At 42.0% G+C, this 22312-nt stretch carries 19 protein-coding genes, 2 pseudogenes and 1 riboswitch; of the genes and pseudogenes, 10 read left to right on the top strand and 11 right to left on the bottom strand.

Annotated features, from left to right (window positions below):
* Positions 1-5: 5 nt before the first annotated feature.
* The 3 genes and pseudogenes from ACU6U9_RS00460 (at position 6) to ACU6U9_RS00450 (ending at position 3787) form a co-directional block, all read left to right on the top strand.
* On the top strand, positions 6-1652 hold the full coding sequence (locus ACU6U9_RS00460) for a dihydrolipoyllysine-residue acetyltransferase (protein ID WP_446733126.1): 1647 nt from the start codon (positions 6-8) through the stop codon (positions 1650-1652).
* Between the two features lie 143 nt (positions 1653-1795).
* A pseudogene (locus tag ACU6U9_RS00455) lies at positions 1796-2932 on the top strand (HAMP domain-containing protein); the annotation flags it as partial.
* Positions 2924-3787, top strand: a complete 864-nt coding sequence (locus ACU6U9_RS00450; protein ID WP_446735037.1) for a methyl-accepting chemotaxis protein — start codon at positions 2924-2926, stop codon at positions 3785-3787. The pseudogene ACU6U9_RS00455 and the gene ACU6U9_RS00450, both read left to right, overlap by 9 nt.
* 74 nt (positions 3788-3861) lie before the next feature.
* Here ACU6U9_RS00450 and ACU6U9_RS00445 read toward each other — a convergent pair whose 3' ends face one another.
* From ACU6U9_RS00445 to ACU6U9_RS00425, 5 genes are all read right to left on the bottom strand, one after another.
* Positions 3862-5085 carry a hypothetical protein gene (locus ACU6U9_RS00445; RefSeq protein WP_446733125.1) on the bottom strand — a complete coding sequence of 408 codons (1224 nt, stop codon included), beginning with the start codon at positions 5083-5085 and terminating at the stop codon, positions 3862-3864.
* A gap of 15 nt (positions 5086-5100) precedes the next feature.
* Positions 5101-7068, bottom strand: coding sequence for a TonB-dependent receptor plug domain-containing protein (locus ACU6U9_RS00440; protein WP_446733124.1), 1968 nt, complete (start codon positions 7066-7068; stop codon positions 5101-5103).
* Between the two features lie 86 nt (positions 7069-7154).
* A riboswitch (cobalamin riboswitch) is annotated at positions 7155-7376 on the bottom strand.
* Between the two features lie 46 nt (positions 7377-7422).
* The gene (locus ACU6U9_RS00435) at positions 7423-9405 is read right to left on the bottom strand and encodes an ATP-binding protein (protein WP_446733123.1); all 1983 of its coding nucleotides are present in this window, start codon (positions 9403-9405) and stop codon (positions 7423-7425) included.
* A gap of 71 nt (positions 9406-9476) precedes the next feature.
* Positions 9477-10343, bottom strand: coding sequence for a ketopantoate reductase family protein (locus tag ACU6U9_RS00430; RefSeq protein ID WP_446733122.1), 867 nt, complete (start codon positions 10341-10343; stop codon positions 9477-9479).
* Positions 10344-10352: 9 nt separating this feature from the next.
* On the bottom strand, positions 10353-11288 hold the full coding sequence (locus ACU6U9_RS00425; protein WP_446733121.1) for a hypothetical protein: 936 nt from the start codon (positions 11286-11288) through the stop codon (positions 10353-10355).
* A gap of 160 nt (positions 11289-11448) precedes the next feature.
* On the opposite strand from ACU6U9_RS00425, the gene ACU6U9_RS00420 reads away from it, so the two are divergent.
* Together ACU6U9_RS00420 and ACU6U9_RS00415 are read left to right on the top strand one after the other, a co-directional pair.
* Complete coding sequence (locus tag ACU6U9_RS00420) at positions 11449-11934, top strand: YajQ family cyclic di-GMP-binding protein (RefSeq protein WP_446733120.1); 486 nt, start codon at positions 11449-11451, stop codon at positions 11932-11934.
* A gap of 2 nt (positions 11935-11936) precedes the next feature.
* The gene (locus tag ACU6U9_RS00415; protein WP_446733119.1) at positions 11937-13517 is read left to right on the top strand and encodes an AmpG family muropeptide MFS transporter; all 1581 of its coding nucleotides are present in this window, start codon (positions 11937-11939) and stop codon (positions 13515-13517) included.
* Here ACU6U9_RS00415 and ACU6U9_RS00410 read toward each other — a convergent pair.
* The 6 genes and pseudogenes from ACU6U9_RS00410 to ACU6U9_RS00385 all read right to left on the bottom strand — a co-directional run bounded on the left by ACU6U9_RS00410 (position 13492) and on the right by ACU6U9_RS00385 (position 17787).
* A complete protein-coding gene (locus tag ACU6U9_RS00410; RefSeq protein ID WP_446733118.1) occupies positions 13492-13788 on the bottom strand; it encodes an MGMT family protein in 297 nt (98 codons plus the stop codon). The two genes, ACU6U9_RS00415 and ACU6U9_RS00410, sit on opposite strands and share 26 nt — an antisense overlap.
* 38 nt (positions 13789-13826) lie before the next feature.
* Positions 13827-14123 (bottom strand): hypothetical protein, encoded by a 297-nt coding sequence (locus ACU6U9_RS00405; protein WP_446735036.1) that lies wholly within the window; start codon positions 14121-14123, stop codon positions 13827-13829.
* Between the two features lie 52 nt (positions 14124-14175).
* Positions 14176-14440, bottom strand: a pseudogene (locus ACU6U9_RS00400) (methyl-accepting chemotaxis protein); the annotation flags it as partial.
* Between the two features lie 1097 nt (positions 14441-15537).
* Positions 15538-16299: an SDR family oxidoreductase gene (locus tag ACU6U9_RS00395; RefSeq protein WP_446733117.1), complete on the bottom strand. Its 762-nt coding sequence runs from the start codon at positions 16297-16299 to the stop codon at positions 15538-15540.
* A gap of 70 nt (positions 16300-16369) precedes the next feature.
* Positions 16370-16930: a TMEM165/GDT1 family protein gene (locus ACU6U9_RS00390; protein ID WP_446733116.1), complete on the bottom strand. Its 561-nt coding sequence runs from the start codon at positions 16928-16930 to the stop codon at positions 16370-16372.
* A 329-nt stretch (positions 16931-17259) separates the two neighbouring features.
* Positions 17260-17787: a hypothetical protein gene (locus tag ACU6U9_RS00385; RefSeq protein WP_446733115.1), complete on the bottom strand. Its 528-nt coding sequence runs from the start codon at positions 17785-17787 to the stop codon at positions 17260-17262.
* A gap of 89 nt (positions 17788-17876) precedes the next feature.
* Between ACU6U9_RS00385 and ACU6U9_RS00380 the strand changes: the two genes are divergently transcribed.
* The 5 genes from ACU6U9_RS00380 to ACU6U9_RS00360 all read left to right on the top strand — a co-directional run bounded on the left by ACU6U9_RS00380 (position 17877) and on the right by ACU6U9_RS00360 (position 22311).
* Positions 17877-18305, top strand: coding sequence for an FxsA family protein (locus tag ACU6U9_RS00380; protein WP_446733114.1), 429 nt, complete (start codon positions 17877-17879; stop codon positions 18303-18305).
* Between the two features lie 153 nt (positions 18306-18458).
* Positions 18459-18749 (top strand): co-chaperone GroES, encoded by a 291-nt coding sequence (locus ACU6U9_RS00375; protein ID WP_446733113.1) that lies wholly within the window; start codon positions 18459-18461, stop codon positions 18747-18749.
* 48 nt (positions 18750-18797) lie between these two features.
* Positions 18798-20441 (top strand): chaperonin GroEL, encoded by a 1644-nt coding sequence (groL, locus tag ACU6U9_RS00370; RefSeq protein ID WP_446735035.1) that lies wholly within the window; start codon positions 18798-18800, stop codon positions 20439-20441.
* Between the two features lie 223 nt (positions 20442-20664).
* Positions 20665-21426: a type II secretion system protein N gene (gene gspN / locus ACU6U9_RS00365; RefSeq protein WP_446733112.1), complete on the top strand. Its 762-nt coding sequence runs from the start codon at positions 20665-20667 to the stop codon at positions 21424-21426.
* 15 nt (positions 21427-21441) lie between these two features.
* Positions 21442-22311: a type II secretion system protein N gene (locus tag ACU6U9_RS00360; protein WP_446733111.1), complete on the top strand. Its 870-nt coding sequence runs from the start codon at positions 21442-21444 to the stop codon at positions 22309-22311.
* The last annotated feature ends 1 nt before the right edge of the window (position 22312 follow it).

Genomic DNA, 22312 nt, shown 5'->3' with positions numbered 1-22312 from the left:
AGACCATGGCTCACACACAGGTAAACGTGCCCGACCTTGGCGGAATTGATGAAGTTGAGGTCATTGAAATTTGCGTGAAAGTTGGCGACAACTTAGAAAACGAAGAAGCTCTTATTGTTTTAGAAAGTGACAAAGCGACCATGGAAGTACCCGCGCCATTTTCCGGCACGATTAAAGATATTTTAGTCGCGGTTGGGGATAAAGTCGGCTCTGGCACTCATGTGGCGAACATGGAAACACAAGGTGAAGCCCCTGCCGAAGATGCAAAACCGCAAGCTGCCGATGCTCAAGCTCAGACTGAATCGAAATCAGATGCTAAGCCAGAAGCCGAAGCGGATACAGCGTCAGAACAAAAATCCAATACAGTCGCAGAACCTCAAGATGTTGATGTCATCGTGCCGGATTTAGGTGGCGTTGATGCCGTCGAAATTATTGAATTATCTGCCAGTGTCGGTGATGAGTTAGCGTTTGAAGAAAGCTTAATGGTGCTAGAAAGCGACAAGGCCACCATGGAGATACCAGCACCTCATGCCGGTAAATTATTATCGTTTAGCGTGCAGGTAGGGGATAAAGTAAGCCAAGGTGATGTGGTTGGCAAAATGCGCGTGGCAGGAGCCAAAGAGCAAACCAGTGCTCAGGCTGACTCTGGATCACAGGCTGAGAATAACGCCAAACCTTCGCAATCTTCTTCACAAGCATCGCAACCGTCGATGCAAAAAGCGACCAAACAAGCTGAACCCTCATCAAGCCAAGCTGGCTCAGGGCATGTTCATGCCGGACCGGCTGTGCGTAAATTGGCACGTGAGCTGGGTGTCGACTTAACCCAAGTAGGCGGCTCAGGGCCACGTAATCGCATTCAAAAACAAGACCTGCATGACTTTGTTAAGCAGAGGGTGAATAACCCAGTATCATCACCGATGAGCGTGAAAGGCAGCGATGAAGATTTCTCTAAATACGGTGTGGTGAGTGAGCAGCCATTAACTAAAATTAAGCAAGTCACGGCCCGTAACATGGTGGCCAGTTGGACGACCATTCCACAGGTGACTCAGTTTGATGAAGCGGATATCACTGAACTTGAAGCTTACCGCAAACAATCCATGGGCCCGTTATTACCAGACGGTGTGAAAGTATCCCCGCTCGCGTTTATCGTGAAAGCCTGCGCGAAGGCGCTAAAAGAATTCCCTGAGTTTAATTCATCCCTAGGCCCGAATGCCGATACGCTTATTTTAAAACAGTATTTGAATATTGGTATTGCCGTCGAAACACCAGATGGACTATTAGTACCTGTGATTAAAGAGGCTGGCCAAAAAGGCGTGATTGAGCTTGCTACCGACAGTGCCAGTTTGGCGAAGAAAGCGAGAGAGAAAAAACTGCCAATGGACGCCATGAGTGGCGCGAGCTTTACCATATCAAGCCTAGGCGGTATTGGTGGCACGAGCTTCACACCGATTGTAAATGCCCCTCAAGTAGCCATATTAGGCGTCTCTAAAGCTAATTATAAGCCTGTTTGGAATGGCACTGAATTTGAGCCAAGACTCATGCTACCGCTGAGTTTATCTTATGATCACAGAGTAATAGACGGCGCTCAAGCGGCCCGATTTGCGCGGTATTTGTGCGAATTACTGACCGATGTTCGTCATTTATTATTGTGATGGGCTTGCATCCAGTTAATCCAATATAGCGATGAATTAGGGTTGCTAACTCAAGACAGGTTAAAAATAACAGCTACACTTTATAAGAGTAGTTGTTAGGAGGTAAGCCTGTGAATGGATTGTTAGCACCCGCTATCGCGCTGATGAATAAACTAAGCTATGCCAAGAAATTTGGTGTGATTAGTATTACTTTCTTTGTACCTCTTTTGTTACTTAGCTATGTCATCGTTAATCAAACCTATGAACACATTAAGAAGGCAGAGCAAGCCAGTGACTCCCTAGTCGTTGTGACGGATATACTTCAGCTTGCACACCAAGTCGGAGGTTATCGAGATTTATCGGCGGTTGATACCTTTTATCAACGACCTGGGTTAAATGACCAAGTAAATGAACTTGAAACAGCACTGTTTAAGTTTATTGGTGAGTTAAAAGATAAATATAAAGGCACATCCGTAGCCAAAGAAATTGAAATAAAAGAACCCATTTGGCAAGCAAAGCTAAAGCGCAGTGGCGAAAATAAACAGCCCGTTATCAATGATCAATTCAAAAATAACAATCAAGTGCAACTTGATGTTATTCATTTGGCTACAAAAATCGCTCAAGACTCTGGCGTACTGCAAGATACCAATGAAAAAGTTCAATTATTATTGAAGCTAGTATTACAGGACTACACAAAATCCTTAGAAGTACTTGGATTTGCAAATACCATGGGTGTTTATTCAATTGTTGAAAAATACATCATGACGGGCACCTATGACACACTGAATGAAACCTATGACTTATTGGATGCACAGCAAAAACGAATACATCAAAATCATAAAGATTTGCTCAGCAGTTACCCTGAATTCTCAAATGAGTTTTCTGATATATTTGAGAAAACTGAAAAAAATATAGAGAGTGTAAAGTTTAAATTAGACGAAGAGGTTATTTCAGCTGGCAGTGTTGCTATTACATGGTTCGATTTTAATGATTTTTTTGTTAGTAAGTTACCTCCTTTTTATAGCGTTCAAGAATTGGCACTTCAAAAAATACACGAAATTTTGAATGAGCGTGTCAATGTGTTAATGAACAAACTGATTATTGTTGCAGTCGCCATTGCGCTGGTAATGTTATTAATTATTTATCTATACGCTGCATTTTTTTGGTCTGTACGCAGTACCGTTGGGCAATTTCATAGCGCTGCTAGAAAAATTTCACAGGGTGATATGCGCATTCGAGTAAAAGTGGCATCCAAGGATGAAATGGGGGAGCTAACAGGCGAATTTAATGTCATGGTCGATAAGATCCATGAGCTGTTACAGGCGGTACATAAAACGGCAATCGATGTTGGCGAGAGCATGAAAATAGTTGGCGGTAATGCTGATCAAAGTAACAAGGCGGCTAACGAACAACTGCAGCAATCTGAACAAGTGGCCTCTGCGATTACACAAATGGCGGCCACGGCAGAAGAGGTCAATCGTCAAAGTGCAGATGCTGCAAATTTTGCAAATGACGCTACGAGCCAAGCTGGTACAGCCAATGAAGTGGTAGCGGAAACCCTAGAGAAAATTAACACCCTTGCCGATGAGATCATCCACAGTACGGATGTTATCAATCAACTATCAGAAAATTCTAGCAACATAGCGAGTATGCTGGCGGTTATTAAAGGTATTGCAGAGCAGACAAATTTATTAGCACTTAATGCCGCCATTGAAGCGGCACGCGCTGGTGAGCAAGGTCGAGGCTTTGCTGTAGTGGCTGATGAGGTGCGTACGCTTGCTAGTCGAACACAAAAATCGGCACAAGAAATAGATGAAGTGATGACCACAATTCACACTGGTATCAGCGATGCCGTGGGTGTGATGGGTAAAAGTCATGAAATGGCACAGAGTACAGTGGAGTCATCTTCAAAAGTAAGGACTGCGTTAGATGAAATTGTCACCATGATACAAAGTATTTCAGGTATTAATGGGCAAATATCAGTGTCAGCAGATGAACAAACTCAGGTTGCTAAAACCATTGATGAAAATGTTATAAAAATTAATGACCTAGGCAGGGCGACGGTTGCAGACTCAGAACATACCGTTAAGGCGATTAAGGAAGTGGTTGCGTTGACGCATTCATTGCAAGAGAAATTGGAGCGATTTCAGGTGTAGCTTGTTATAAGGCGTGTTAAGAAAAAGCCGAGCATTGCTCGGCTTTTTTGTGTCACATTAATTCATGAATAGAGTTATTTTTTGAAGACAATTTTAATTGGATTCAGGTTAGTCTCGATAAAAGATAACTCAGTATTCGTTTCTGGATTGATTTTATAAACACCAGGGTTACTACTTACTGAGCTTGCAACCCATAAATTACCTTCTGGACCAATTTTGATATCTGAAAGGTGGGTCCCTTTATATTTTGATAGCTCTGTAGTTGTAGATTGGGTTGTGATATTAATATCTAAAATATTTTGTTGGTATGTATAGGAGCCATTAACACGCCCTGAAAAATCACTTAACACATAGGCCCTTTCCTCTGAAATAGGCGCAACATGTGTTATGTGACCAATTGCATTGGAGCCTGAAATAACAGTCTTAAGTGAAAAATTTGAAGTATCTAAGCTTTCTAATAGTCCATAATTACTAGCATAATCGCCCCGACTAGCAATGAGTAAAGTATTGTTGATGGAGGCTATGTTCAATACATTCTTTCCTTGCAATGTAATTGCTTTTTCATCTGAACTGTCAGACGGTGTAGTATCAATCTCTGTATCTGTGGTGGTATCAAAAACAGCTATTTTCGAATCATTTGTATAGTTATAGCTTGCACCAATTCTTTGCATTGCAATAAATAGCTTGCCGTTAACAATTGTTGCGTCAGACATGTTGACAGTAGTTTCGCCATCGCCTAAATAACTTGATAGATCAAGGGTGCCAATTTTAAATGAAGCGGCATCCTTTGCTGAAGGGTTTACTATCCATGCATCGGATTTTCCATATCGAATGATATAAGCTTTTGTGCTGCTTACTTCAATGAATTTGTAAGGGTTCGATGAACCTGCTTCGCCTGCGTTGTTTGTTGAATACTCCCAATCTTGTAAGTTACTGGTTTCAAACTGATATTTTGCAATGGTATCAATACCACTACGTCCGATATGATAAAAGCTATCACGGCCTGTAGAGATAGAATAATCACTGTCCCCTTTGATGAGTAATGAATCAGTGATGGTTGCGGTGCTAGAACACCCAAGTGCGACTGCACTACTTGCCCCATAATTTGGTGCAACTGTTTGTATTGCTAAATTAAAATCATCATCACATGCAGGTGTTTCTGGTGTTTCAGGTGTTTCAGGTGTTTCAGGTGTTTCTGGAAGTTTAGGTGTTTCTACATTTGATCGATCATCGCTACCGCAAGCTGATACAAATAATACAGCTATTATTATAGTGTATATTTTTAGTTTATTTATCATGATGTTATTCTCCATTTAAAATTGGTGTTGAACATTCAATGAGATATTTCGATCAATAACCGGGCGGTTATTTTGGTCATAATATTCATTGTCAAATAAGTTGTTAACTGACAGATTAAAAGAACTATTTTCGATAGCATAACTGAACTTGAATCCTGTGGTTTGATTCTTGATACTAGGATTAAGGTTGGCCATATCAATGTAAAGCCCAGATTCAGTTTGATGTGTTAAAGAAATATTAGAGTATTTATTGATGTTCCAAATCATGCTATAAATTGTTTTTTCATGAAATATACCTGCTAACTTTTTATCGTTAAATGACTTTATTAACGACTCTGTTGAACTATCTTGTACCGTTTTTTGAAGCGAAAAACCTATATTTTCTTTATTGATAGTTATATTTACTTGATAACCAATAATATCTGCCGATGAAGTGTTGCTATAGCTACCAACAAACCCTGAATATATCGGTACGATTGCATCGCTAATTTCTTTTGTATAAATACTGGTTGCAATATTAATATCAGTGCTATCAATTTTTACTTCATTAAATGTAAATTCGAGGCTGCGATTAATTGAACTCTCAGGAAGAATACTAGGGTTACTTTTTAATAAACCTCTATCTCCGAATAGTTCAAATAATGAGGGGAGTCGAATACCCTTGCCGATATCTAATCGTAAGTTCCCTATGGGCCAATTACGACTCTGGTAATAGAGCCCCCAAGTATTGAATTCTTGATTGATTTCATTTTCTGATGAAACGCCGGTACGATTATCTTGTACCCTATTTAGCCACGTATTATTGATGTTTATGGATGTATCAAATCCTGATGCAATATAGCTGTAACTTAATGTGATTGAGGTTTTATTTTGTTTGGCAATAGCATCACATACAGATATAGAGCTGGTACATTTTTTACTATCTAGAATGAGTGTTTTATCTTCACTGTATTTTTCTGTGTTGGAGTTTAAAGAAATATCATAAATTGAGTTGTTTTTTAATAGCGATATGTTTTCGAATATATAGTAGTTCTCATTTTCATACTTATTAGATGTTGGTGTATAACTTAAAATACCATTGATATCTTCATACTTTTCATCTGATTTTGATATTCCAGCGTTTGTTTGTGATGAAAGGTGCTTACTAATATCCCATTTTAAACCGATATCATGAGACCACTTTTTTTCTTCTAGGAATGCATTGTTTCCGTTATCGTTCATTTGGAAGTTTGGAATGTTTTTTTCAGTGTCAGTATACTGAGTTTTAAGGTCCACATTTAAGTTTTCTAACTTGTGGTTGTTCCATTTAAGTAAGATCGATTTATTTTTGTATTGATTGTTCTTTATTTTTTCAATTCTATTTTTATCATTAGGATCATCAATTGGTGAAGGTACAGGGTATTCATAGTCTCCAGAATTTGACGCATGATTGGCGCTAATGATTAAGTTGCCGTGCACTTTACCTGATAATGAAACGCCTATTTCTTTATGGCTAAAGCTACCAGTGGATAGAGATACATTGTTTTTATTTTTAGGTGATATTGTTGTGATTGATATGATGCCACCGATTGCCTGAACCCCACTAGAGTTCCCAGACTGCAATACTTCAATAGACTCAATTTGTTGTAGTGGAATTAAGTCAACATTAAAAGAGCCTGATTGTGCCGTATTGATCACTTGGCCATCAATAATAAAGGTGACTTGTTTATGAGTTGAGCCGCGAATGGATATTTTGGGAGGATTCCCATATGAGGATCGTCTTACTTGAACACCTGGTGTGAGCTGTAAGACGTCAGATAAATTTTGGAACTTCCCTATAAAATAGTCCCTAGAATAAAATTGCTGATTAAGAGCACTATTGGTCGTTGAGTTATTCCCAGTTATTTCAATTTTATCCAATTGTGCATCTTTAGCGGCAGATACACATGGCAATAGCATTAAGCTCAAACAGAATAACAGAGGTAAATGACTAATAAGTTTCACACTAACCAACCAAGGTTAGACAACAGTAAGTAACCAGCAAATGAAAAATATAGAACGTGCTGCCACTTCGTCGCCCACCGCAACTACAGTTTATAGATGATTAGGCCGGTATCCGGGCTCACAACTCAAACCTTACGATTCATGATTTAACGCCTTCCCAAGCTTGCTCAGTGGCAGTGTGTTAAATCTAAGTTGTTTACCGTTGCGGGGGCAGCACTGGAGTGGCTGTAGGGTCTACAGGGGCACCAGTTTCCCGTTTAACTTTGACCTAAGATAACAGTCAAAGCACCTAAAAGTAGCGCGCATACTACGAAAGCATGAGCTAAAGGTCAAGGCGATTCACCTTGCCTAGGGCTAGGCTGGGGTGCTGTTAGTGGTTTGTTCTTGGCTCGCAAATGGCAGCATGATGGTGAAGCGAGTGCCGTTGCCTATGCTGCTTTGAACGCGCATTTGCCCAAGGTGATGGTTGGTAATAATGAAAAATGAGACGGATAGCCCAAGGCCTGTACCCATACCGACTTCCTTGGTGGTAAAGAAGGGTTCAAATATATGACGAGTGGTGTCTTCATCCATACCTGGGCCATTGTCTTCAATGATTAATTCGGCCATTTGGTTATTTTTGCGGGTACTGATTTGAATTTGACTATACCAGTCTAAGTCAAATTCTTTTGTCTGTTTGTAGTCTTGTAATGCTTGTGCGGCATTTTTTAAAAGGTTCAGTATGACTTGCTCGATCTCTGATGGAATACAAGGCACATCCATTAAGGTCAGATCAAAATCTTTTATCAGGTCAATGGCTTTAAAATCATAACCTTTACTTAAACTATATTCGTTTTTAGCAATGCTAATAGAGCGATCAATAATGTGATGCAAATTTTGGGGTTGTAACTTTTTAGGGCTCTGGCGGCTAAATTGCAACATGTTGTTAACGATGGTTGAGGCGCGTTCACCGGCTTGGGATATATTATTTAAGAAAGAGAATATGCCTCGCTTTTCGATATACGCTCGAATATTTTCCATGCTATCGCCGACTTCTTCAGCGCTTTCAATATTTTTTCTTATATCAGGGTTTAAGCGACGTTTGATGTTTTGTACGGTTTGAACAATCGCCCCCAGCGGGTTATTAATTTCGTGAGCCATGCCGGCCGCTAACCCACCAAGTGACATCATTTTCTCAGATTGCACCATCATGTCTTCCATTTGGGTTCGCTGAGTGACGTCATCAATGCGGATAACTGCGCCTGAGTGCGTGGTGTCATCAAGTGGATAAATGGTTAAATCCAAAATGCTTTTTTGTCCTTTAAAATCAAACGAGATACGTTCAACTTTATTGATGACTTTTTTCTCAAGTGAGTTGGTTATCAGGGTAAGGTAAGTAAATAGAAAACCACAGGACTCTTCCAACGGCTGATAAATAGCATCATCCCGTTTTATATGTGTAATTTGAGTGGCACCTTTATTCCATTGTGTGACTTTTAGTTCATGATCAATTGCAATAATGGCACTGGGCATCGAGTCAATAATATTATTGAGGTAGTGCTGGAAATCAGTAAGTTTATGTTCAACTCGCGCTCTTACTTTTACTTCAAAACCTAAGCGAGCATTGGTGTCATGCATTTTTTTTGAAAGCTCTAATGCTCGCTGTCTAGCTTGCTCCGCTTTTTCTTTTTCTTGGCGTAGCATCATGTCATCTTGTTCAATGCGATTAAGCATATAGTTGAAATTCTCTGCCAGTGTGCCAATTTCATCAGGGTAAAAACGACGAGCACGCAGGCCATAGTTTTGTTCCATGGCGATTTCATTCGTGGTATCGGTTAAAGAAAATATCGGCCGAATAATTAGGCGATTAATAAAATATAAAATCACATAAATTAATACAAAACCGCTAACGAGTATTAATAAGCTAATGATGACAACTTCTAATAAAAATATCTTAGTAACATGGGCCGTTACTTTTGCCATTAATGTGAATTTTGGTCCAGGTAATAACACGCTGTCATGGTCTAGTGGTGTTAGATGGATTTGACTTAAATGCAGAGGGAAATCGTCGCTGGTACTATTGAGTCGCTTGCCATTTGCATTGTAAATAGCCGCATCTGTGATGGTAAATGCGGTTTGTTCTTTATTCAAAAAATCGCGCCACTGTGTACTATTGAATACTTTTTTATTCGGGCCATGCAGTAGGGGCGTCAGTACGGATAAATGTTGCTGAATTGGGTTCTGTGTGGCCAACCAGAAATTACTGGCCACATTCAAAAGCGATATTCCCACCATGGCGATGGCGAGTAAAACAAAGACCTTTTGGCGAACTTTAAGCTGGCGAAAGAAATCACGCATATTGTTATGGTTATCAGCGGTATGAAAATCAGTGGTCTCAGACTACCTTAGTTTTTAAGGTGAGCCAAGAACTAGGGCTGATTGAGTTGATCGTAAAGAGCTTGATTGTAGGGGCAAGCAATATTTAGCTCGTATGCTTTTTGCAATAGGTATCCCGTCATGTACTTGAGCTCAGTTGGGTTGCCCTTGCGCTGATCTTGTAGCATCGAGCTAAAGTTTTCAGCGGTTGACTCACAAACTGGCTTTGCAAGTTCAAATGCTGGGTCAAATGAATAATGCAGTGCTTGTGTCACGTTATCTATTTCGTTACAGATGTGCTTCATGTGAATAAGATAATCAGGCTGTTTAATTAGCTGCCCATTTTGACAATTGTACACAGCCGTTAAAGGGTTGATTGCGCAATTTATCATGAATTTTCGCCACAGCACGTGATTAATATCATCTTGCCATTGATAGTGTGTTGTTGGCATCCATTGTTGTAAATGCTGTTGCGTTGCGGCGTCAGTCAAAGCCCCGATAATATTGATACCTTTGCCCGCGTGCACCAGTGTATTAGGGTCTTTTTTATAAGCGCCTTCTGTTGAGCTGCATGCATACAAACGCAATTTAGGAAACGCAGCGGCTATGGCTTGTTGGGAGCCTAAACCATTTTGCAATAACACAACGTTTGCATCTGGAGTAAGTTGAGATTTAATACTGTTTATTGCCGATAAGGCGTCATAGGCTTTTGTGGCAACCACTAACGATTGGATGCTTGCTTTTATAGTATTTGCGCTGAGAATATGGCCTTTTATATGTGTCTTATAAGGCTCAATCGTAAATTCATAATCATTATTGTCATGATGACGACTAATGAAGTGAATGCTGCTATTTGGATAAAAGTAGCTGGCCCATAAGCTGCCCATGGCACCTGAACCTAAAATGTAAATATCATGCATAGTGATGTGTTAAACGGTGGCGGTTTTCCAAGAGCGCTCAATATACCGTAAATATTTGGCAGGGTGGTGTAAGTGGATAGAATTAATTTTCAATTTTAATGTGGACTCATCAATTCCTAATTGCTTTGCGGCAATGTACAGCGGGCCCTTCGCCACGCTGGTAAATAGCCAAGATAAAATATAGTGGGCATCTGGTAGGCTATGATGACGCTGCTGGCCTAGCCAATACTCAGGTTCTAAGTTACTTTGTTCGACTAGGCTGTTCATGCAGCTTTGCCACAGTAGCACCCATTCACTCTCGGGGGCTTCATTGAGTTTGTGTTGGTAATTAGCTCTTGCCTGCATGACAAAATGCGCATCAGCATAAGCTAAGTAATAATCATGGCTACCCTGATGAAATAGGGATTGATCCTCTTGGTTCGGTATTGCCATATAGTCATGAAAGCGACGCAGGCGTTGGCCGTAATGAGGTGATAGTGTAGCTAAAACAGGGCTTGTATTGACCCCTGTTTGTTGGCTGGCGATATAATCATGATAAGAGCTGTATGAAAATTGTTCGGGGGAGCTGCATAATTTGTTTTGCACGGGCAAATAATGAATATGGCGTAATGTTTTACAGAGGTGCTTTGGTTGTATTAATACTTGATGAATATGTTCATCATCAAATAAATAGCCAGTGTCATGACAGGTATCTTGGTGCCATTGATTGTAATTCATTAACCAAGCCTCTAACCAATGGCTAGGCGGTTTATGGCTGAAGACTAAAAGATGTAAACTATCTGGGAACAGGCAATAGCCATAGAGTTCGATATCAGGATGCTGCTCGAGGGTTTGCAGTAATGCATCATAGGCAAACACGCAGTGAAACAATCGTTGTTGTTGCGCACTGGGTATGTGTAAGTAGTAATGATGTTGAGCTAAATCAAGGCTAATTTTTTTGTTCATAATTAAAAAATAGACAGCCCTTGGCTTTTTTACCAATTTAATAGAGTTTGTGTGATTTTATTGTCAGTTTTTGACTACTTTGCAAATAACACATGAATTTTTCTAGTAGCTCGTTAGAATTGAGCACTATATGTAAAAAACGATTCTTTAGGAGATAACCATGCCATCGTTTGATGTTGTTTCAGAAATTGATAGCCATGAAGCCAGTAATGCTGTTGAGCAAGCCAACCGTGAAGTCGAACGTCGTTACGACTTAAAAGGTAAGAATGCCTCATTTGACCTAAATGATAGCGTTATCACCCTAACCGCCAATGAAGAGTTTCATATTGATCAAATGAAACCGATCTTAGAAGCGTGCCTAATTAAGCGCAGCATTAAAGTAAGTTGCCTTGAATACGGCAAGCTGACCGGTGCCGGAAAGCTTGTAAAAATGGCCGTCACCATGCAGCAAGGTATTGATAAAGACCTAAGTAAAAAAATGGTAAAAATGGTGAAAGATAATAAGTTAAAAGTGCAGGCTGCCATTCAAGGTGAGACGATCCGTGTGACGGGCAAAAAACGTGACGACCTGCAAGAAGCCATGGCGCTTTGGAAAGGCGATGAAACCATCATCATGCCGTTACAGTTTAAAAACTTTAAAGATTAACGGTGATTAAATCTTTAGAGGTTAAGCACAGTTGGAGTGAAAGCTTTAAAGCGCTCTTTCAGCGTCAAGTTTTCTTTATGCTGTTACTGGGTTTTTCAGCTGGCTTGCCTTTAATGCTGATTTTTTCTTCTCTATCGTTATGGTTGGGCGAAGCGGGGATTAACAAATCCACCGTCACATATTTCAGTTGGGCGGCTCTGGGTTACAGTTTTAAATTTGTTTGGGCGCCTTTAGTTGATTGCCTGCCGCTTCCTTTCTTAACCAAACTATTGGGTTTACGTCGCTCATGGTTATTGCTTGCTCAGCTTGGCATTATCAGTGCTATTTGCTTGATGGCCTCTTCTAATCCGGTGATAGAAACCCACCTTACTTGGATGGCCATCGGGGCTGTTTTGTTAGGCTTCAGTGCGGCCACTCAAGACATCTCAATTGACGCTTATCGAATAGAAGTAGCCAGTGCGGATATGCAAGGTCTGTTAAGTGCCGCTTACATTGCGGGTTTTCGTATAGCAATGATTGTCGCTGGCGCTGGTGCGTTATATTTAGCCAGTTATTTAGGCTCAACCAAAGAACAATACCTCTACGAAGCTTGGCAATTAACCTATTTTACTATGGCATTACTGGGTCTTGTGGGTGTATTTGCCACATTTTTGATTTCAGAACCCATTAAACGGGAATCTCAATTTTCTCATACTGCTAATGAATATCTCGGGTTGTTAGGCGCGTTCTTTATTTGTGTAGCGGGCTTTGTTGTCTGTTTTTACTTGACTCGAGATGTGTCTAATCAATTAAAAGCGGTGTTAAGTGATGTGCTCAGTAACAAGGCATTATCAGGTTTTATTATTGAGCTACTGCGCTTGTCCTTTGCACTAATGGTCGCGTTTGTATTCGGCAAACTTTGTATTGTAACCGGTGTGGCCAATCGTCAAATGTTAGTCAACAGTTATGTTTCACCCGTTAAGCAATTCTTTGATGATTATGGTGTTAAAACGGCGTGGTGGTTGTTGGCTTTAATTGGCCTGTATCGCATTAGTGACATCGTATTGGGGGTGATGAGTAATTTATTTTACCAAGACTTAGGGTTTACCAAGGTAGAGATTGCGGATGCGGTGAAGTTCTTTGGTTTGGCCATGACCATTGTCGGCGGCTTTATGGGGGGCGTCTGGGTAATGCGTTATGGCGTAATGCGAGTATTATTTGTGAGCGCGCTGTTGGTGGTTATCACTAACATGATGTTTATCGTGTTGTATTTTGCGGGTAAAAATATGATGGTTTTATACGCCGTTGTATCAGCTGACAACTTAGTGGCCGGTGTTGCGACTGCAGCGTTTATTGCGTTTTTATCGAGTTTGGTGAATGTGAAGTTTACGGCAATGCAATATGCCATTTTTTCATCGCTTATGACCCTTATTCCAAAAGTGCTAGCGGGTTACTCTGGCAGTATTGTGGAAAGTATTGGCTATCCAGGTTTCTTCATTTTTACGGGTTTAATTGGTTTACCAATATTGGTGCTGGTTGTCATGGTGCAGCGATCTTTAGATATTACGGAGCGCAGCGTTAACCAAGAAAATGCGGCTTTTTAATCTTGTTTTTGATAATAGGCACGCCTTCAGATAAAAGCCTAGCGCGCTGTTCTTTGTAACTGTCAGAGCCTTCGGGCAAACTAATTTTCCCCTGTGAATTGACCACTCGGTGCCAAGGTAGTTGAGTATCTTTCGGTAAGTTTTTTAGCAGCCGACCCACATGTCGTGAGTGATTTTGAAAGCCCGCAGATCGAGCCAATGCACCATAACTGACGGTATGACCGTATGGCACTTGGCTCAGAGCAATGTAAATAATGTCGTCGAAATTCATGCCCGCATACTATCACATGTATGCAGGTCAGCCCCACTCTAACTGGCTTTGAGTTTGACGATTTGAGAGCTTAATTTTTGTGACATTCCTTTTAATGATTCGCTTAAATCTAATGTTTGTTTAGCGTATTTTGAGCTATCTTCAGCAATCGAAGTGATCTCATTTACATTTTGTGAAATATCATCTGCCACGGTGCTTTGTTCTTGAGCCGCCTGAGCAATTTGCTCGTTAGTCCCTAATATTTGTTTAATGTCATGACTGATTTTTTCAATCGTCTCACCGGCTTGATTCACCTGAGTGACACTTTCTTCTGTGCGGGTTTGCCCTGACTCAATGGCGGTTACCGCATTTTGAGCGCCGTTTTGTACGTTCTCAATGATGGTGTATGAATTTCGGCAGTACTTTCTTGGGTACGTTGAGCAAGTGTGCGCACTTCATCTGCCACAACCGCAAAGCCGCGGCCTTGCTCACCTGCGCGTGCTGCCTCAATCGCGGCGTTAAGGGCAAGTAAGTTGGTTTGCTCTGCAATGCCTTTGATAACATCGAGAACTGTGCCGACATTTTTTGTATCGACTTCTAAATTGCGAACCACTTCAGCGGTACTGGCGATTTGTTCACTGGTTGCGTTAATGGTGGCAATGGCGTGGCGCATAATACCAACCCCTTTAGAGGCTGATTTTTCTACATTATTGGCCACTTTTGCGGCTTCTTGTGCGTGTCGAGCCACCTCGGCTGATGCGGCCGACATTTCGGTTATTGCCGTCGCCATTTGATCAGTACGCTGATATTGGTTCTGAGTGCCAGTTTGAATGGTGCTGGCAATTTCGTGCAATGACTGTGCACCTTCGCTTAGCTGATTAATCGAATCACTGATGGCTGAGGTACCTTCATTCAAGTTCCTTTGCAATTGAGCAACCGCTGAATACATTTGTGCAATCTCATCATCGCCACTGAGTGGGGTGACAGTAAATTCTAATTTACCTTGTGATAAGTCAGTGATGTATACACCAGCTTGTGTAATGGGTTGGCAAATCCAGCGGTTGATCAGCATAGAGGCGATGATAAAAAACGAGACCATAGTGATTAAAATGACAACCAAACCATAAACGACTGTGTTGTTAGCAGCGGCTGTGGTGCTTTTACTGTGTGCTTGTGCTTGCTTGAAAGCGAGTTCAGTGATGGCGGTGGCCATTTTGGTGGGCTCGCGATCAATACCCGATACGGCTTTATCGCCTTCGATATGGTTTTTATCAGCGGCCAAAAAGGCGTTATAACCGGTTTTGTACTTATCGAATAAAACCTTATGAGCGGCTAAAAACTCTTGTGTGAGTTTTTTGGTATCGTTTTTTACGGTTAGCTGAATAACTTTATTACCCAGCGCTTGCACCTTGTCATGCTGCTGTTGAAACTTTCCCCAGTATTTTTCACGCTTGGTATCGTCGTAGCCACGCAGTAATACGTTTTTCCACTCTTGAACTTGCACTTTAAATTCGATTGCCATGGCGTCTGCGGCCAGCGCTGAAGCCACATCTTGGCCCAGCACATCTTCAAATTCAGAAACCTGGTCGGATAGTGACAAAAATGAAATGCCACTAATGATACCGACACCGAGTATGCCAGAACCAATAATGGCTAATAATTTGGCGCGTAAACCCATCGACATAACTGTCCTCCATTAGGAAAAAGTGTTACCTAATGTAAGTCTAGTACTGATTTGGCGATGTGCAGGTTTCTATGCCACCCTTTATCTTATAGGCGAAGACCCCCGTCTAACTCGATAATGCGGCCATTCATGTAATCATTCTCAAGTAAAAAAGCCACGCTTTGGGCTATTTCATCGGCTTCGCCCATGCGCTTGGCCGGAATCATGTTGGTCATTTTGGCAAGAATGTCTTCTCTGATGCTGGCGGTCATATCAGTGCGAATGAACCCTGGCGCAATGGCGTTGCTGCGAATGTTAAAAGGCGCGAGTTCTTTTGCCCAGACTACGCTTAATGACGCCACGCCTGCTTTTGCGGCGCTGTAATTGCTTTGCCCCATATTACCTGCTCGCGAAATACTCGAAATATTGATAATACAGCCTGTTTGCTTCAGCTTTGCAGCTTGATAGGCAAACTCACGACCGCACAAGAATACGCCAGTTAAGTTGACGTCTATTACGCTTTGCCAGTGATTGAGCGGAAGTTTAGTAAGCTCGCCGTTTTTCTCCTTAATGAGCAAGCCATCGCGAAGAATACCTGCGTTGTTGATAAGCCCATTAAGCGCGCCAAAATCTTGTGCAATTTGGCTGAAAACCTGCTCTACAGCATCTTCTTGTGCGACATTACAACAATAGTATTTAACCTTAGGGCTGCCGGCTTGCTCACATAAAGATTGAGTTTGCGAGAGCTTTTGCTCGTCTAAATCAATCAGTACCAGTTTTGCGCGTTTATTGGCAAGGTACAGTGCCATAGACTGGCCTAAACCTTGTGCGGCGCCGGTAATCACGATAACGCTGTTTTCTATTTGCATGACTTACTCTCAATATAGTGAAAATTGACGCTACATTAGCGTGTTCTTAGGGACTCGCCAATCTCATTGTTTATGCTGGCCAAAAAGCAGAAACGAAGCCCAATAGAATAAATGCACTGGCCGCAATGATACGAACCATATTAAGCGGTAAGCGTTTCATTAAAGCGTCGCCAAAATAAATGATTGGGATATTGGCCATCAGCATGCCGACGGTGGTGCCAATTGTAACCAAGAGCACGTTTTGGTACTGGGCCCCTAAAATAATAGTGGCTACTTGAGTTTTATCACCCATTTCAGCCAAGAAAAATAAAAGCGTGGTAGCAAAAAACGGCCCTAAATGCGCCATTAAGTTAGGCTCGCTATCGAGCTTGTCAGGTATTAATACCCAAAGGCCCACTGCGATAAAACTGCCTGAAACCAAATATTGTACCCAACTTTCGCTTAACCATTGAATCGAGTATTGGCCCAGCCAAGCGCTTAAGCCGTGATTAATAATAGTAGCAAGTAAAATACCGGCAATAATGGCGTGTTTATTAGAAAAACGGGTGGCTAATAGTAGAGAGAGAAGTTGGGTTTTATCACCGGTTTCGGCAAGTGCCACGGTTGTGGTCGAGATGAGTAACGATTCCATGAAAGGCTCCAGCGGGAATAAGAACCAAGGCAAATAGCAACCTCCCGCCATTGGGTGGCTATTTACCTTAAGTCTTGCCGATGTCGAGTACATAGTACGCTAACACGATGCCACCATAAGCCATTGAGGGCTTAATTATGTTGACGACATCACCAGAAAAACTGGCAGGCTACTCCCCTAAGATGCGCGCATTATAAGGTGAGATGGGAGGGAGTCAATTCGCGGGTGTGTAAATACGATTGGCAAGGCAGGTTTTATGTTTGCTTTATGCATAAAAAAGCCCCGAGGAAACCTCGGGGCAAGCGGTCTATACAACATAACAGGAGAGTTTACACTTCGGCGTAACGGTTGCTTAGGGCATCAAAAAATTGCTCCCTCAGCTTACTGACTTCACGTTTAATATCTTGGGCTTCTTGCTCGTTTAAGTCTTTTTTGTCGATATAAAAATGTCGGCGAAAAAAGATCACCTTACTGCGAAATTTACGCAGGCTTTTATATAAGGGCTTCTCATTGAGCAGCAGCAGCTTAGACTCAGCGGCGGTGAGTTCATTAAAGCTGTGTACGAGCTCGTCGAGCACCAGATACAGCTCGCTGCGGCGGCTTTGCGGCCAGTCGTAACGGTTTTTTGTCGCGTTCATGTATTCGTTGATTAATTCGAAATACTTCATAAATACGTGATGAACTTGTTCTGCTTGTTGCGCAATGCCTTCTAATAAATCACGCTGGTGGTCTAGGCGCTGCTGGGCCCGGTTGTGCTTAAGGCGCATCCCCGATAGCCAGTAACCAGATAAGCCGGCGATCATGGCACCAAGGGTGACCTTGATGCTGGTATCTAAAATGACGATCAGTTCTTGCATGATGACTCCGCGTCAAAAAATCGGTGGTTATCCTTGAAAAGCAAAAACAACACCACCATTAAGATAACTTGATAAAAAAGAGAGAAATTATGAGATTTTTATTGTTATTGGTACTTTTGCCTTTGGTTGAGGTGGCTGCTTTTGCCCAGGTTGGTGGGAAGCTAGGTGCGATGAACGCAGTGTTTATGACATTGGCGACAGCATTTTTGGGAATGTTTTTAATTAAGACGCAAGGTTTTCGCACATTAAGCCTTGTGCGTGAACAAATAGCACAAGGACAAATGCCAGCGCAGACTGTTTTGAGTGGACTAATGGTGTTTGTGTGTGGCGCATTGTTGTTAATTCCAGGGTTTGTGACCGATACACTTGGCTTAATTGGCTTATTGCCTTTTGTTCGCAATGGTTTAGCAGCTGCAATTCTGAAAAAAGGCATTATTGTTCAGGGAGCAGGAACAAAAGCCCGTCAAGCCGATGAGCATGGAAATGTCATCGAAGGGCAATACCGTCGCGAAGATTAATTGAAAAAAATGGCAATAAGGTGTTGAAATATATTTCACTGCCCCCATCTTAAGTTCACAAATTTTAATAAGGTGACATGTTGTCACCTTAAAATAATAAAAGAATTGGCTGATTTAGCCATTCAACACTGAAACTCGTTTGGAGATACGTAAATGAAAATCCGTCCGTTACACGATCGAATCGTTGTTCGTCGTAAAGAAGAAGAAACTAAAACGGCTGGCGGTATCGTGCTTCCTGGTGCAGCTGCGGAAAAACCAAACCAAGGTGAAGTCGTAGCAGTCGGTACTGGCCGCGTTTTACAAAATGGTGATATACAAGCCCTAGCCGTTAAAGTGGGTGATACTGTGTTGTTTGGTCAATACGGTACTAACGCTGTAAAAATCGATGGTGAAGAGCTATTGATTATGAGCGAAGGCGAAATCTACGGCATCATTGAAGCTTAATCTTCAATTCACGTTATTCATTGTCAAAATATATTGTTAAGGAATTGAATCATGGCTAAAGAAGTAATTTTTAGTGATAGCGCCCGCAAAAAAATGCTGGCGGGTGTTAACGTTTTAGCGGACGCCGTAAAAGTAACCTTAGGACCTAAGGGTCGTAACGTTGTTTTAGATAAGTCTTTTGGTGCACCCACCATCACCAAAGATGGTGTATCGGTAGCAAAAGAAATCGAGCTAGAAGATAAGTTCGAAAACATGGGCGCGCAGATGGTTAAAGAAGTCGCGTCACAAGCAAACGATAAAGCCGGTGACGGTACAACAACTGCGACAGTATTGGCGCAAGCGATCATCAACGAAGGTCTTAAATCCGTTGCCGCTGGCATGAACCCAATGGATCTTAAGCGTGGTATTGATAAAGCTACCGCTGCGGTTGTTGAAGAATTGGCTAAATTGGCGCAACCATGCGCAGATGGAAAATCCATCGCTCAGGTAGGTACTATCTCTGCAAACTCTGATAGCACTGTGGGTGACTTAATTGCTCAAGCTATGGAGCGCGTTGGTAAAGAAGGCGTGATCACAGTTGAAGAAGGTCAAGGCCTGCAAGATGAGCTAGAAGTGGTTGAGGGTATGCAGTTTGACCGTGGTTACTTGTCACCTTACTTCATCAACAACCAAGAAAAAATGAATGTTGAGCTAGAGAATCCTGTGATTCTTTTAGCGGATAAAAAAATCGACAACCTACAAGAAATCATTCCATTACTAGAAGCGGTTGCTAAGTCTAGCCGTCCTCTATTAATCGTAGCCGAAGACGTTGAAGGCCAAGCGCTAGCAACTCTTGTTGTAAACACAATGCGCGGCACGTTCAAAGTAGCGGCTGTTAAAGCTCCTGGTTTTGGTGATCGTCGTAAAGCCATGTTGCAAGACATCGCTATTTTGACTGGCGGTAAAGTGATCTCTGAAGAAGTGGGCATGAGCTTAGAAACCACGACTCTAGACGATCTAGGTACAGCTAAAAAAGTGGTTATTGATAAAGAGCACACAGTTATCGTTGACGGTGCCGGTTCTGAGTCTGACGTGAAAATGCGTTGTGACCAAATCCGTAGCGAAGCCGATGCGTCTACTTCAGAATACGACAAAGAGAAACTGCAAGAGCGTTTAGCGAAATTAGCTGGCGGTGTTGCTGTTATCAAGGTTGGCGCGGGTTCTGAAATCGAAATGAAAGAGAAAAAAGACCGTGTTGAAGATGCGCTACAAGCAACGCGCGCTGCGGTTGAAGAAGGCGTAGTAGCCGGTGGTGGTGTTGCACTGATTCGTGCCCTAAGCCATGTAACGGTTCAAGGTGATAACGAAGATCAAAACGTGGGTATCGCACTCGCGCTACGCGCAATGGAAGCACCAATTCGTCAAATCGCTGCGAACGCAGGTGACGAAGGTTCGGTTGTTGTGGATAAAGTGAAATCAGGCGAAGGTAACTTTGGTTACAATGCCGCTACTGGTGTTTACGGTGACATGATCGAAATGGGGATCCTTGACCCTGCGAAAGTGACCCGTTCGTCTCTACAAGCCGCGGCTTCAATTGGTGGTTTAATGATCACTACGGAAGCAATGGTTGCAGAGATTCCAGAAGAGAAAGGTGCCGGTATGCCAGATATGGGCGGAATGGGCGGAATGGGTGGTATGGGCGGAATGATGTAATTCACCTGAACCCTTTGTTTAAGAAGAGGTCTCCTATTGGAGGCCTTTTTTTTGGCCAATATTTTTTCAGATGTTGATGATTTTTTGTGCGTTGGCTCACTTAGTCGAATAATTTCTGAATTTTTACCGTTTTGTTTCACTTTTTTGTCATACAGTGGCGTTACAGTGCGGCTCGCCTGCTTTACAATGGTGCCCCTTAGAATTTGTACAAGGTTATAACATAGTGGCCAAGGCCAAAGGAAATCGTCGATTAATTGCCGTATGTATCACGGTTTATATTGTTTGTTTAATTGCATTGATGCCATTGAATGTACTTTATCGTGTGCTTGAGCCCAGTAACTTACCTGTTGAAGTCTTAGCCGTGTCCGGCACTGTTTGGCAGGGCAAGGTTGTTATTAAGCATAATATGACAGGTCAAGTGGATGCCAAGTGGTCACTGCAACCGTTAAGTCTACTAACTGGGAGTGTTAAAGCTCAGTTATCTGTTGATTCCAGTGTGTTCGATGTGAAAAGCCTCGTAACGTTTAATGGTTTGAACCAATCTATACATTTAGAAAAAACCAGTGGTCTTGTGACCGCAGGCTTTATTAACCAAGTGATCGCACAATCTAAAACGAAAATTAATGGCGATATTGAGTTAAATAACACCGATATTGAATATAATCTTGCCACAGGTGAAAGTTCGCAAGCCAGCGGGCAAGTGGTTTGGTTGGGTGGGCAAGTCCAGTATCCTAAAGGCCGTAAGATGGCCTCTGCTAATTTGCCCATGTTAGTGGCTAAAATAAGCAGTGAAAATAATGAATTAAAAGCCAATGCAGCCACAGCGGATGGTGTGCAAGTGGCAAGCGTTAGCCTGAAAAAAGATGGCTGGGCTAATTTGGCGGTACGAAAAGCGATGATCGATTTAGTGGGCGAACAATGGCCTAACAAAGTATCGGCTGATGCCATCGTGTTTGAAGTTTCTGAGCGTATTTTTACTCGCTAGTAATAAGGTTTATTTGTGCATTGGACAGAACATAAAGCATTTCAACCCAGCATTACGGCCGCAAAGTGGATTTTGGGTCTATGCGTGTCTTATCAGCTAGCGGTTTTGACCTGGCTGATTATTGATCAGCCAGTTGTGGTTTTGCCCGAAGCGACTCAAGCACACACGGAAACATCTGCGCTACCCCAATCTTATGGCTTGGCACAGCTGGATATTTTTGGCAGTGCAACCCAAGCCCCTTTAGCAACCGAGCAAGAAATTGATGCGCCTAAAACACGCTTACGATTACTGTTGATGGGCGTATTTGTTGCAAAAGATAAAACACACTCCAGCGCGATTATTTCAGAGCAGGGTCGTAATGGTGAGTTTTTTAAGATTGGTGATCGCGTACAAGGTCGTGCTTTATTATCTCAAGTATATGAGGACAAGGTCATACTTGATAATAGCGGCAAATTTGAAACGCTAACCTTTGAAGACACACAAAAAGCACTTAAGGGCATTACCGCTAGTGCACCTAGAGTGGCGGAAAGAGATACTAGAAAATCAAATGGCTCGAATCGTAAAGAATTTAAGCAAGAACTCCGCGGTATTCGAACCGCAGAGCAGTTTGTCGGTTTTGCTAAAGACCAACTTGAAGATCCGTCGCAAGCGATGGAAAACCTAGGATTGCAATCAACAGGGGATGGTTACGTGTTAACACCGTCTTCGACAATGCTAATGGGGATTGGTATGAAACCAGGTGATAAAATAATTTCTGTGAATGGTCACTCTCTTGGTGATCCTTCACAGGATAAAACAATTATTGATGAAGTTTACGCATCTGGAAGTGCCAGTATTGTCATTGAACGTGGCAGTCGACGTATGACTATTAACCACGCGTTTTAAT

The organism is Pseudomonas sp. HK3, from assembly GCF_052920985.1.
This window is presented reverse-complemented; position numbering and strand designations above follow the sequence as displayed.